Genomic DNA, 12,917 nt, shown 5'->3' on the forward strand with positions numbered 1-12,917 from the left:
CCCCGTCACGGTCGCGGCGGGTCCGCTCGCAGAAGCCATCCCTCACCACCGGCGAACTCAACGCCCTGGAAGGAGGCACCGAACGCCACCCGGTCGAACCCGACTTCCCGGTGCAGGTCGAGCGAAGCGCGGTTCCTGGCGGAAATGAAGCACCAGACCGCCGAGCCGCTTTTCCAGACCCATTCCATCCGCCGCAGGGTCAGCAGCCTCGCTATGCCGCGACGCCGCCAGTCGGGATCCACCGTGACACCGGTCAGGTAGTAGCCGGCCGGGGCACCGTCCACGGCATGCTCGGGCAGGAACGCCACATTCGCGTACCCGACAGCTTCACCGGATACCTTCGCGGTGATCACCAGGCTGCGGCTGCGCTCACTGCGGAGCGCCCGATGGATGCGGTCCGCCCACTCGCCGGCCGAACCACCTCGCGCCCGGGCCTGCATCACGGCCAGCGTCGGCACATCGTCCTCGACGGCCTCCGCCACCACCGCGGTCACCGGAGCATGCCGCTCGGCCGGGTTCGGAGAGTAGGCGGCGAACCGCGGATCCATCCCTGGCATGTCACCTCTCCCACCGGACCAGCACTGTCCCGGCCCACCACGCTATGGCGGCCGACCTGGCCCCCGCCACCCGGCCGATCCGCCGGCCCCAGCCGTCGCCCAGCAGGCCCGCCCGCTGCGCGCCGGCCTTCCCGGGGTGCGGGTGACGACCGATCGGGAAGACGAGTTCCAGCAGGCCAACCGTGATCGGCGCGCGGTCCGGGAGCGGTCCAGGGCGTACGGCGCCCACGGTGTGCCGTGCGCCATGGCGCACCCCCACCCGATCAGGTGATCATGTTGTGACGTCATGTCATATTCGACTACCGAGAGGCTGTTCACGATGCTGGTCGACTGGCCCACCGAGACCTTCGTACTGCGCCTGCACCGCATTCCCGGCCTGGTGGCGGGCGCCCCGGCGGGGAGCCCGGAGGGCACCCCCGTGGTGCTCGGACCGGAGACCGGTGGTGACGGCGAGCAGTGGGTGGCCGAGCGGTTCCGGGTGATCAACCACCGGATCCGGCACGCCGCCACCGGCCTCTACCTGACCGCCGAGGAATCGAGCCGGGGCGCCACGGTCACCCTGCGGCCCAAGTTCCCCGACACCGGCAGTGATTCCTCGTACTGGCGGCAGGCGTGGCGGGCCTTCGTCCAGCGCGACACCGGTCGGCTGATGGCCCTCCACGACTCCTCCAACTGCCTCCTCGGCCTGGCCGACCCGGCTGCCGAGCGGCCGGGCGGACCGCTGATCCTGGAGAAGGGTGCCGGGGCCGAGGACCGGTCCTGCACCGCCTGGGCGCCCGCGCCCGTCGCACCGCCGAAGCCCGCACCCGCTCCGGCGCCGAAGGCCACCGACCTCCCGGTGGGAACGGGACGGGTCCGGGTACCGGCCCGCCGCTACGAGAAGCGCGTGCGGACCATCGAGCAGATCTACGACGAGACCAGCTTCCGGGAGATCCCCGGCGAACTCCTCACCCCGGGCACCCGCATCGAGGCCTTCGACTTCGACCAGTACTCCCAGGGCGACTGGTACCAGGAGGGCCGGGAGGGAAGTCTCGTGACCTTCACGGACAGCTACGACACGGCGGGCGCCGCGCGCAGGGCCTTCCACCGACTGAAGGGGGAGCCCGCCCGCTACGTGAACTCCGAGGAGGTGGACGTCCACTACGTCCCGCCGAAGCTCGTCGCCCGCACCAACTTCCCCGCCGCGCTCTTCGACCGCATCGGCGGCAGCGACGCCATCTTCCGGACGCCGTACCGGCTGCCCAACGGACACGGCTTCTACAACCAGCCCGAGCGCCGCGAGGGCCTCTACTTCCCCAAGCGCGACGGCGCCGGCACCGTTGTGCAGTGGAACAAGACCTGGATCGCGGACAACGACACCACGTCCAAGGTCTTCCTCTGCTTCGACGGCCGCTACTTCATCGACCAGATGGACATCACCTGGGCCGAGGACGGGAAGAGCTGACCCGGTCGCCCGACCCGTACGGCGACCATCCGCTCGACGCACCGCGCATCCCGGCCGACGTCGATCCGACCCGTGGGCCGGACGCCTCGCACCCGACGTCAAGCAGCTCGCAGCCAGGCTGAACGAGGATGCGAAGAGGGCCCAGCCGCTGGTTGCGGCTGGGCCCTCTTACTGCCTGAAGCATCTGTTCCTGGGCGGAAGGTGAGCCAGCGCCCCAGCCATTCCGAAGAAATCGGCTCCGACATCACCCGATCGAGTTCACCAGCCGCAGCGGGCAATTCAGCGGAGGGTGCGGCCGCTTCGCTTCAGGCGGCCGGCGAGCCCGGCGGCCACCGCGGTGGCCGGCAACGCGGCCGCCAGGCACACGACGACAGCCGCCTCGCCCCATGCCACCGTGTAGGCCTGGGCGAGCAGCGGCGGGGAGGCCAGGGCCATCGCCGCCAGCTCGCGGCCGCCCCGCGATCCGCTGGACCAGGTCAGCGCGACACCGGTCGCGGCGAGGACGACCAGCGGCCAGCACCCGTAGTCGGTGCTGACCCACGGCACCCCGTGCGAGGCGATGGCCGCCCGGGGCACGACCACGAGCGCGACCACGGCGGCGGCCGCGCCCGCCCGTCCCGCCGCGACGCCCTCCGTCCGCCGGTCCTGCGGGCAGGCGAGCAGCACGGCCGCCGCCAGGACCATCGCGGCCGGGGTGACCACCGGGTCACCGAACGCCCGCCCGCTGACCACCGCGGCCGCCGCGAAGGAGAGCAGCCCGGCCACCGCGCAGGGCACCCCCACGCGCCACCGGCCGGCCAGCGCCGCCACCGACCCCGCGACCACGACCAGCGACGAGACGAGCAGCGCGCCCCACGCCCCCGACAGGTCGGTTCCGATTCGCACCCCCAACGGGGCGGGCGAGGAGACGACATCGGCGTACCAGCCCAGCAGGTGCAGGCCGCAGGCGGCGGCCGCGGCGGCCAGAGCGAAGGGGTACGCCAGCGCGAGGACCTTCGCGACGGGAGCGGCCGTGCCCAGCCCCATCCGCATCCTCATCGCGTGCGCCGCCAGACCCGCGCCCTCCCGCAGCCGCGAGCCCAGCGGCTCGCCCGCGGTCATCTCGCGGAAGGTCGCCACGATCTCCCCGCCGTGGGCCCGGCGGTAGGCGGCGGGATAGAGCCGCAGGACGCGCTCGATCATGCGGAGGCCGCCGGCGGCTTCGCGACGGACAGACGGCGGGTGGCCTCCTTCGCCGCCGCGGCCAGACGCTCGGCCTCCACCGCGAGCCGCTCCCGCCCCGCCGGGGACAGGGTGAAGATCCGCCGGGCCCGGCCGTCGACGATCTCCTCGCGGTCGATGTCGATCAGTCCGTCGGCCAGCAGCCGGTCCAGGGCCCCGTACAGCGCCCCCGTCCGCAGCGCGACCCGGCCGCCGGTCATCACCTTGACCTCCTGCGCGATGGCGTATCCGTGCCGGGGCGCGTCGGCGAGGGCCGTCAGCACCATCAGGGTGGGCTCTTGCATCACACGTTCACTCACCTCACGAAGATAGTCACTCCGCCGGACCATCTCAACGCGGCCGGCCATCGCCGTGAGGTGCGCAGCCGTGAGGTGCGCAGCCGTGAGGTGCGTGGCCGTGCAGGCCCGGCGCGAGGTGCGCGAGCCAGGACCGCTGGCGCCACCCGTCGACGTCCCTGTCGTGATCGAGCCGGGAGGGAGCGCCGATGGACGAGAACGTGGTGCTGGGCACGGTGGCCGAAGGGTTCGAGCCGGTCCGTGAGGGGGTTCGCTGCGGTCGCGGCCGAGGAGGGCCGGCGACCACGCCGCGCAGCCCGTCGCCTGCCAGACGCGGCCTGATGGTCAGCCACCCGCACATGTGCCGGTGCTGCGCCAGATCTACTGGTCTGAGCCAAATCCCGCGCTAGCCACACTGCGTGGAGTGACATACCTCCGGATGTCAGTAGGTCCAGGTCGAGCCGGTACCCCGGTACTCCTCGACCGGGATCGGGTGGACGTCGGGGCGCATGCGGTCGATGTAGAGCAGGCCGTCGAGGTGGTCGACCTCGTGGGCAATGAGGCGGGCGAGGCCGAACTCGTAGGTGGCGGTGGTGATGGCGCCGTCGAGGGTGGTGGCGGTGACGTCCATGCGGAGCGGGCGGGGGACCATGCCGCGGACGTCGAAGAAGCTGAGGCAGCCCTCGTACTGTTCGTCGGTCTCGTCGGAGACGGCGGTGACCTTCGGGTTGAGCAGGATGATCGGGTCGGCGCCGGGGGTCGGGGGCAGGACGAGGGCGGCGGCGCGGGGGATGCCGATCTGCGGGGCGGCGAGGCCCATCCCCTTGGCGAAGGAGTGGACGCGGCCGATCCGGTCGACGGCGGTGAACAGTTCGTCGATCACGGCCTGGGCGGCAGCGCGCTCGGAGGGTAGGTCGAAGGGCTCGGCCGGACGGTTGAGGATGGGGGCACCCTGCTGGATCACGCCGAGAGACTGCATCTGCTGGCTGGGCCGCACCTCGATCACCTGGTCTCCTTGGTCCGTTGCGCGTTGTTGGCGGTGGCGCGGAAGCGCCATTCGAGGCGGAAGCGGGCGTGCAGCGGCGGGCCGTCGGTGGCCCAGGCGAAGTGCCGTCGTTCGCCCTCGTCGCGGCGGCTGACAGCGGTGCGTAGGGGGACGGCTTCGGCAGTCATGGAGGTTTCGGTGCCCCACACGACCGGGTCGAGGGCGGCGGGGAAGTCGAGTCGGACGGCGAGGTGTTCGGTGGGCAGGCGGACGGCGCGCTGGAACCAGTGGCCCCATTTGTCGGCGCCGACGCTGTAGGCGTACTCGATCCAGGTCGCGTCACCCGGGTAGAGCGGGAAGCGGCCGTGCTCGTTGTTGAACAGGAGCCAGACCTCCTTGAAGGCGTCGCGGTCGTGCTTGGCCTGCCACCGCATGTCCTCGCCCTGGCACGATGCGGCGAGCGCCAGCTCGTCCCAGGTCAGCGGATCCTCACGGTAGTGGGCGTTGGAGCGCTCGGGTTCACCGGGGTAGCGGTCGACGGCGATGCGGATGAGGTAGCGGGTGATGGGCTCGGCGCCGGTGTTCCGCAGCCGTCGGCGCATGGTCAACCGGTAGGTGGAGCCATCGAAGTGGAGCGCGGCTTCGTCGTGCTCGACCACGATCGCCGCCCCGGAAGCATACGGCTGCTCGGCGCGACGAGGTGGCGGCGGCCTGGTCGGGGTGCGGCTGCGGGAGCGGGCGGCGTCGTAGTCGAGCCAGCGCCGCCAGATGGCCTTTCCGGCGTTGAGGGTCTCATCGGCGAGGCGGGCGAACTCCTCGGTGGGCTTGTGACGGCCGGACTCCATGTGGCTGACGTACGAGGGATCGAAGCCCATCTTTCCGGCCAGTGCTCGCTTGGAGAGGCCGCGCACCTCGCGCCAGTGCGCGACTTCGGCTGCGAACGCCTCCATGGCCTGGTCGACCGCGTCGTGGCTGGCCGTCGTCTCCATCCGCTCCGCCCCAGTGAGTGATGAATGAACCGTGAGTGACCTTAGCTCACCATTCCGTCACGGTTCCACCTCCGGCTCTCATTACCTCATCGGGCGCGCACCGCGAGCGTCCGACCCGTAAGAGATCTCCATCTTCCCTCCTGCCATGAGGAGTTAACCGTGTACGAGTCCCCGTCCCCTCGTCGAGGCGAGCACCGCGATCCGGCCGGCGCTTTCCTCGGTGCCCTGTGGGCGGTCGGCAACGCCGTCGTGATCGCTCTGCTCGGCGTCATCGTGCACGACGACTTCGACGCGGCCCGAATCGGTGCTCACCCGGCCGCCAACTCGGCGCCGGACGACGGCACCTCCACGTAGCGGCCTTTCACCCATCGCCCATCACGGGCTGGACTCCGAACTGGAGCGCACAGCATGGAAACCAGGAACGTGATCGTCCCCGTCCACGACGGCCCCATCGACCTCACCCGCCCGCACTTCGTGGGCATCGGCGGCGCCGGCATGTCGGCCGTCGCCCGCCTGCTGCTGGAGAGCGGCAGCCACGTGTCCGGCTCCGACACCAGCGACACCACCGCCCTGCGCGAGCTGGAGGACGCCGGTGCCGCCGTCGCCATCGGCCACGCCGCCAGCAACCTGCCCGCCGACACGACGGTCCTCGTGTGGTCCAGCGCGGTGACCCCGAGCAACCCCGAGGTCGCCGCCGCCCGCCGGACCGGCATCCCGGTGGTGCACCGCTCGGACGTGCTGGCCCGCATGATCGCCACCGCCGGGCAGTCCGTCGCCGTGGCGGGCACCCATGGCAAGACCATGACCACCGGCATCCTCAGCGCCGCCCTGACCCACCTCGACCCCTCGTACGCCATCGGCGGCACCCCCGTCGGCCGCCCCAACGCCCACCAGGGCCTCGGCGGCCTCCTGGTCGCCGAGGCGGACGAGAGCGACCGCACCGCCGGCCGCTACCACCCGCAGGTCGCCGTCGTCCTGAACGTGGACGACGACCACCCCGAGCAGTACGTCGACCTGAACGACGTCCTGGACGTCTTCGAGCGCCTGGCCCGCAACAGCTCCGTGCTCGTCGTCTCCGCCGACGACCCGGGCGCCCGGCTGCTGATCGGGCGTCTCCAGACGGCGCCCGGACCGCGGGTCGTCACGGTCGGTGAGGCCAAGAACGCCGACGTGCGGGTGCTGCGCGTGGTGTGGGACGGCAGCGTCAGCCACGTCACTGTCCAGGACACGGACGGGTTGTGGCACGAGTTCACCCTGGCCGTCCCCGGCCGGCACAACGCGCTGAACGCCGCCGCCGCGTTCGCCGCCGGTCGCGTGCTCGGGGCCGAGCCCGCCGACCTGGTAGCCGGTATCAACGCCTTCCAGGGCATCAAACGCAGGCTCACCACCACCGGCAACCACGCCGGGGTGACGGTGCTGGACTCCTACGCCCACCACCCGAGCGAGATCACCGCCGACCTCGCCACCGCCCGGATGCTCACCGAGGGCCGGGTGATCGCGGTGTTCGAGCCCACCGGCTGGACCCGCACTGCCGCCCTCGGCGAGGAGATGGGCCGCCGGCTCGCGGCGGCCGACGAGGTCGTCCTCCTCGACGTGCACGCCTCGGTCGAGTCCCCCCTCACCGGGATCAGCACCGCGCCGATGGCCGTGCAGATCGCCGCCTGCGGCGGCCGGGCCCACACCGCGAGCGACGGGCGCAACGTGGCGGACGTGGTCGCCGAGTTGGCGGGGCCCGGCGACCTGGTGGTGACGATGGGCACCGGGACCGCTGGTCGCGTCGGCAGGGCGGTCCTGCTGCGGCTGGCCGAGGCCCCGGCGGCGGTCCGGGCCTCGTAGTCAGCCGGTGATACCCATGGCGTCGGGCTCGGCGAGCCGCATCGCGGTGTCCTCCAGCCCGACGCTGTGGGAGCCCTTCACCAGCACCACGTCTCCGGACTTGAGGTAGGTCAGCAGCAGATCGAGGGCGGCGTCGCGGTCCGGGACCAGCGTCGCCGCCACTCCGCCGTCGGCCGCGCTCGCGTGCACCAGGGCGGCCTCCGCGCCGCCGACCGCGATCAGGTCCGTGACACCGTTCCGGGCCACCATGCGGCCCAGCTCAGCGTGGTGGGCCTCGGACTCCTCGCCCAGCTCCCGCATCTCGCCCAGCACCGCCACCGTCCTGCGTCCGCCGCCGGCCATGGCGGTAAGCGCGGCGAGGGCGACGGCCATCGAATCGGGGTTCGCGTTGAACGCGTCGTTGATCACCGTCACACCGTCCGGCCGCTCGGTGACGTCCATCCGGCCCGGTGTCAGCTGCCGAGCCCTGCTCAGCGCATCCGCCGCCTGCCGCACGCTCGCACCCAGGCCGATCGCCACCGCGGCGGCGGCCGTCGCGTTGGACACGTGGTGGGCGCCGTGCAGCCCCAGCTTCACCGGGGCGCTCTCACCCCGGTACGCGAGGGTGAACGACGGCCGACCCGCAGCGTCCAGCTCGACGTCGACGGCCCTTACGTCCCCGGCCTGCATCCCGAAGGTCAGGACCGGCGCGACCGTGCGCGGTGCCATCGACATGACGTACGGGTCGTCGGCGTTCAGCACCGCCAGGCCATCGACGGGCAGGGCCTCGACGAGTTCGCCCTTCGCGACCGCGATCGACTCCTTCCCGCCGCCGAACTCGCCCACGTGCGCGGTTCCGACGTTCAGCACCAGGCCGACCTTCGGCGGGACGATCCCCGTCAGGTACTTGATGTGCCCGGCGCCGCGCGAGCCCATCTCCAACACCAGCAGGCGAGTGCGCTCGTCCGCCCGGAAAACAGTCAGCGGCAAACCGATCTCGCCGTTGTACGACAGCGGCGTGGCCACCGTGGTGTCCATGGTCTCCAGCACCTGGGCCAGCAGATCCTTGGTGCTGGTCTTCCCGGCCGACCCGGTCAGCCCGATCACGGTCGGCGCCTTCAGCCGGTCGAGCACCGCACGGGCCAGCGCACCCATCGCGTCCTGGACGTCCGGCACCACGACCGCCGGCACCCCGACCGGCCGAGCAGCGAGCACTGCCATCGCCCCGGCGCGGACGGCCGCCTCGGCGAACCGGTGCCCGTCCGTGTGCTCACCCGGCAGCGCGATGAACAGCGCCCCCGGCTCCACCAGCCGCGAGTCGGTGACCCCGGGCCGGTCCACCACCGCGGCCGGATCGGGGACATCGTGCAGAGCGCCCCCGACAGCCTCGGCGATCTCTTGCAGGGTCATGGGGACCACGGTGGCTCCGATCCATCGACGCACCCGCCCGCTCGTCCCGGGGCGGCCTGCCCTCGACGCTAGCGGCTCCCCGGCACCTCTCCTGCCATCCCACGCATTCCGAACCAGATTGTGACAAAAGGAAGATGAGAATGTCTGACGCCCCTCGTATCGCCCTCGTCACCGGTGTCCGCTCCGGACCGACTCCTCGCCGAACTCGACCGCGGCCACCTCGCCATGGCATCCGTCCGCAAGGCGATCCGTCGCCTCAACTGCCCGGCACCCGCACGCGGCGGACGCCTGGTGCTCGTCACAGGCCACCAGAACGGCATGGTCCCGTTCCGAGCCAATTCAGGTCACACACCCGACAGCGTGGATACCGATTTCCGACTCGACCGCTTCGCAACTCGGATGGTTGGCCTCAAGAGGTGGGCCGGCCGGGGCCGTTCACCTGTCAGGTGAACGGCCCCGGCCGGATGCTGGTCGGCTGATGTCCGTGCGGCGCGATCGGTGACCGCCGCGTCGCGCCGCTCCAACAGAGCGATCCCGCCGTCCAGGCTTTCCAGACCATTCAGTCGTACGGCGGCGCTCCGTCATGTGCCAGCGTCGGCGCCGGTGTTCGAGGAATGCCTTCCACAGCTCCAGGCGGTGGAGGGAGTCCTTCGGGAATGTAAAGCGGAGGACTCCGAGGATGACGGCGGCCACCAGAACGGGCGCGGACCCCGGGTGGTCGGCGAGAAACGGCACGGATCAGCCCTTCCCGTCGCACAGTTCGAGCGTGGCAGCGCCCAGCGCCACCCGGAAGGCGTCGCCGTGTCGAGTGAATCCCGCGCCCCTGATTCCAGCCTCCCGGTGGGTCAGGGCTAACGCCAGGTCATAAGGTTCGGGATAGCCGGTCCAGCGGAACGTCCACGAGTCCTCTGCACCCCAGAGCCGGCGTACGGCACCGTGCCGGATCCTGCGATCGACTGCGGGGCGCTGCAGGGGGTCCCATGACAGGCTGGTCGCCCAGCGGCCGCGCCGGTCAACCAGGTTGTAGCGGGAGACGAGACCGGCCAGCAGAGTGGTGGCGTCCCGCGAGATCGGGGGAACTGATGCCAGGGCGCGGCGTTCGTGCCCGGTGAGGTCGTAGTCCACCGTGAGATAGGAGTGCAGGGGCACACGGCTGCGCCTGTTGCCGCGCTGGCATCCGGCCGGGTCACCGGTGATGGTCAGCAGTGCACCGGTGGGCAGATGGCGAAGGCAGAGGGAGCGTTGCCCGTGGCACGTATAGCTGACCTCGTGTCGTAGTCCGGGGATGCCGCGCGAGTCGGCCCCCTTGGTGGCCAGCAGTCTGGTGGCGACGTTCTCCGGAGCCCGCTCCGCCACCATCACCAAATGGTCCCGGCGGGGCGACATCACCGGGTCGTACGAGGCGACGACCGCGTAGCCCCACCTCGCAGTCGGACCGCTGTATACGTTCTCATTGAACAGCGCGAGCGCCAACAGGGCCCGAAAGGCACGCTGGTTGTCCGAGCAGTGGTCCAGGCCGAGCCCGTGGGTGTCGCCGCTGACCGCGGATCGGGCGGCCGCGTCACTCTCCGCGGTGTACTGAATGCGGAGCGGGATCCGCTCCTCGGCAGTCATGGTGTGGACGGGCAGCCCACCCAACTCGCGCGCGGCGGTCAACCACGCCTGCTGGAAGGGGATCGTGTCCCCGGACTCGCACTGGATGCGGCGTGCGAGCGTAACGATGTCCCTGTCGAGCGTCATGTCCGGCTCCCGGTGGGCGCGACTCAGTGCTCCCGCCCACTGCACCCCATAGGAGGAACGGCAGCTCTGCACCACGCGCGCCCGACGGCACTTTGCGCCCTCAACCCCGGGGCGGCTGCGGGAGAAGCCCGGGTCCGACGTAACGGCGAGCGTGGTCGCCTGGCCAAAGCATAGCCCCTTGACGGCACGCGGACGACGTCAAGAGTTCGTCAAGGAGGGTCTGTGGCTGGGGATTTGTGCTGAGGAGGTGGCCGGAGCGCGGCGGCTCGACGACGCCGTGCCGGACCTGGCGGCGGCGCTGACGGCGGCAGGCGCCACGAGCCACGTGGTCCTGGCTTCGCACCCGTCGGCCGGTTCGATCGCCACCTACTTCGCGCGCAGCCACCCCGGGTGGGGCGGCGGTGCGGTTCTGATCGGCGCCAGCCCGCCCGGCTTCTACACCGACGGCGAGATCGACCGGGTCGTGGCCGCGACGGTCATCGCGTCGGCCAGGGCACCGTTCGAGGCCTCGCCGCAGGATGCCGCTCGACCGCCCCGGCGTCGTGATCGGGGCCATCCACGCCATGCCGGCCGGGACCGGCTGAGCCGGGGAGCTCGCGGTTTCGGAGGGCCCTCGCGCGTCAGGACGACGGCGGGCGCTGGAGGCCTTGGAGGAGAAGGTCGACCAGGCGGCGGGGGTCGTAGCGGGGGTCGCCGTCGCGGCCGGCGCAGAGGTTGCCGATGCCGCGCATCAGTTCGTAGGCCTGGGTTCCGGGCCTGATCTCGCCGGACTCGGCCGCGGCGGCGAGCAGTTGGGCGCAGACGGGCACCAGGCGGTCGAGGAAGTAGGCGTGCAGCGCGTCGAAGCCGCTGCCGTCCGACTGCAGCGCGTTGGCGAGTCCGTGTTTGGTGACCAGGAAGTCGACGAAGAGGTCGACCCATTGGCGAAGTGCCGCGAGCGGGGAGTCGGCCTCGGCCAGCAGCGCCGGGCCGGCTTCGGCGCAGGCCTCGACCTGGTGGCGGTAGACGGCGACGACGAGATCCGCGCGGGTCGGGAAGTGGCGGTAGATCGTTCCCGTTCCGACGCCCGCCCTGGCCGCGATCTCGCGGATCGGCGCGTCGACGCCGGAGGAGACGAACACCTCGGCGGCGGCGGCCAGCAGCGTCTGCCGGTTGCGCTGCGCGTCGGCCCGCCTTCCCCTGGTCGGCGCTTCCTCGGGCGGGGTCTCCCCTGGCTGGGTCTGCCCGGACTGGCCCGCAGTGGACACGATGCTCTCCTTCCGACAGCCGTTGGCCGTCGACCACCGACCGTTGACTAAGCGGAACAACGTTCCGTATAGTAAGTGGAACAAGGTTCCGGTTTCAGCATAGCCGAAACCGGACGCTCCCGACCGCCTCGCCCGCCGCCGGCCGCTCAGGCCCGGCCGGGAGAGGCCCCTGAAGGGACATGCGCACCATGAGCGAATCGACGCACCCGGCCGACACCTTCGGCCCGCCCGCCCCCGTCCCCGTCCCCGTCCTCTCCGTCAGTCCGGTCGTCCTGCCGGTGCCCGGCCGGGCCGTGGACCTGGAGGTGCGGGTCTCCGTCCCGCTGACCGGGAGCGACCTGCCGGTCGTCCTCCTCTCCCACGGCCAGGGCCACTCGAACAACCTCTCCTCGCTGAACGGCTACGCCCCCCTCGTCAACTTCTGGGCCGCGCACGGCTTCGCCGTGATCCAGCCCACCCACCTCAGCTCGACGACGCTGGACCTCGCCCCCGACACCCCCGGGGCACCCATGTACTGGCGGTCCCGGGCCGAGGACATGACGCACATCCTCGACCGGCTCGACGCGATCGAGGCCGCCGTCCCCCAACTCCTCGGACGCCTGGACCACGGCAGGGTCGCCGTCGCCGGGCACTCGATGGGCGGGCACACCGCGAGCCTGCTGCTCGGCGCCCGCCTCACCGACCCCGACGACGGGACAACCGTGCATCTGGTCGAGCCCCGGATCACGGCGGGCGTCCTCCTGGCCGCACCCGGCAGGGGCGGCGACGCCCTCACCCCGCTGGTGGCCGAGAACTACCCCTTCCTCTCGACCCCGGACTTCTCCCGGATGACGACGCCCGCGCTCGTGGTCGCCGGGGACAAGGACGCCTCCGCCCACCTGACGGTCCGGGGCCCGGACTGGCACACCGATCCGTACGCCCTCTCCCCCGGCCCCAAGTCGCTGCTCACCCTGTTCGACGCGGAGCACGGGCTCGGCGGGATCTCCGGATACGACGTCGCCGAGACCACGGACGAGAACCCCGCACGGGTCGCACTGCTCCAACGGCTCACCTGGGCCTACCTGCGCACCGCGCTCCACCCCGGCGACCCCGCCTGGCAGACGGCATGCGAGGCGCTGGCGGCCGAAGCCGACCCGCTCGGCCGGGTCGACTCCAAGTAGCACCGGCCGAGCCCGTGCGTCACTCGACGCCGTCACCCCGGTGAGTGCGAGGGCGCGGGTGGTCGACGGCCGAC

At 71.8% G+C, this 12,917-nt stretch carries 10 protein-coding genes and 1 pseudogene; 4 read left to right on the forward strand and 7 right to left on the reverse strand.

Features of this window, described 5'->3' with window-relative positions; genetic code table 11:
* Positions 1 to 5: 5 nt before the first annotated feature.
* Positions 6 to 548, reverse strand: coding sequence for a GNAT family N-acetyltransferase (locus OG556_RS37915; protein WP_331744726.1), 543 nt, complete (start codon positions 546 to 548; stop codon positions 6 to 8).
* Between the two features lie 295 nt (positions 549 to 843).
* Here OG556_RS37915 and OG556_RS37920 point away from each other — a divergent pair, with 295 nt between their 5' ends.
* Positions 844 to 2,001 (forward strand): hypothetical protein, encoded by a 1,158-nt coding sequence (locus OG556_RS37920; protein ID WP_331744732.1) that lies wholly within the window; start codon positions 844 to 846, stop codon positions 1,999 to 2,001.
* 279 nt (positions 2,002 to 2,280) lie between these two features.
* Here the strand turns inward: OG556_RS37920 and OG556_RS37925 are convergent, their stop codons facing one another.
* The 3 genes and pseudogenes from OG556_RS37925 to OG556_RS37935 all read right to left on the reverse strand — a co-directional run bounded on the left by OG556_RS37925 (position 2,281) and on the right by OG556_RS37935 (position 5,471).
* Positions 2,281 to 3,183 carry a hypothetical protein gene (locus tag OG556_RS37925; protein WP_331744734.1) on the reverse strand — a complete coding sequence of 301 codons (903 nt, stop codon included), beginning with the start codon at positions 3,181 to 3,183 and terminating at the stop codon, positions 2,281 to 2,283.
* Positions 3,180 to 3,506: a PadR family transcriptional regulator gene (locus OG556_RS37930; RefSeq protein WP_208869251.1), complete on the reverse strand. Its 327-nt coding sequence runs from the start codon at positions 3,504 to 3,506 to the stop codon at positions 3,180 to 3,182. The genes OG556_RS37925 and OG556_RS37930 overlap by 4 nt, the downstream gene beginning before the upstream one ends.
* A gap of 433 nt (positions 3,507 to 3,939) precedes the next feature.
* Positions 3,940 to 5,471, reverse strand: a pseudogene (locus OG556_RS37935) (peptide deformylase).
* Between the two features lie 159 nt (positions 5,472 to 5,630).
* Here OG556_RS37935 and OG556_RS37940 point away from each other — a divergent pair.
* Entirely contained in the window at positions 5,631 to 5,825 is a 195-nt protein-coding gene (locus tag OG556_RS37940) for a hypothetical protein (protein ID WP_331744740.1), read from the forward strand.
* 54 nt (positions 5,826 to 5,879) lie between these two features.
* Positions 5,880 to 7,307 carry a UDP-N-acetylmuramate--L-alanine ligase gene (gene murC / locus OG556_RS37945; protein ID WP_331744743.1) on the forward strand — a complete coding sequence of 476 codons (1,428 nt, stop codon included), beginning with the start codon at positions 5,880 to 5,882 and terminating at the stop codon, positions 7,305 to 7,307.
* Here murC and murF read toward each other — a convergent pair whose 3' ends face one another.
* The 3 genes from murF to OG556_RS37960 form a co-directional block, all read right to left on the reverse strand.
* On the reverse strand, positions 7,308 to 8,705 hold the full coding sequence (murF, locus tag OG556_RS37950) for a UDP-N-acetylmuramoyl-tripeptide--D-alanyl-D-alanine ligase (protein WP_331745468.1): 1,398 nt from the start codon (positions 8,703 to 8,705) through the stop codon (positions 7,308 to 7,310).
* 729 nt (positions 8,706 to 9,434) lie between these two features.
* A complete protein-coding gene (locus OG556_RS37955; RefSeq protein WP_331744745.1) occupies positions 9,435 to 10,436 on the reverse strand; it encodes a hypothetical protein in 1,002 nt (333 codons plus the stop codon).
* A gap of 620 nt (positions 10,437 to 11,056) precedes the next feature.
* A complete protein-coding gene (locus tag OG556_RS37960) occupies positions 11,057 to 11,683 on the reverse strand; it encodes a TetR/AcrR family transcriptional regulator (protein ID WP_371523120.1) in 627 nt (208 codons plus the stop codon).
* Between the two features lie 188 nt (positions 11,684 to 11,871).
* Here OG556_RS37960 and OG556_RS37965 point away from each other — a divergent pair, with 188 nt between their 5' ends.
* Positions 11,872 to 12,843: a chlorophyllase gene (locus OG556_RS37965; RefSeq protein ID WP_331744747.1), complete on the forward strand. Its 972-nt coding sequence runs from the start codon at positions 11,872 to 11,874 to the stop codon at positions 12,841 to 12,843.
* Positions 12,844 to 12,917 lie beyond the last annotated feature (74 nt).

The sequence above is a fragment of the Kitasatospora sp. NBC_01300 genome (assembly GCF_041435235.1).
Lineage (GTDB): Bacteria > Actinomycetota > Actinomycetes > Streptomycetales > Streptomycetaceae > Kitasatospora.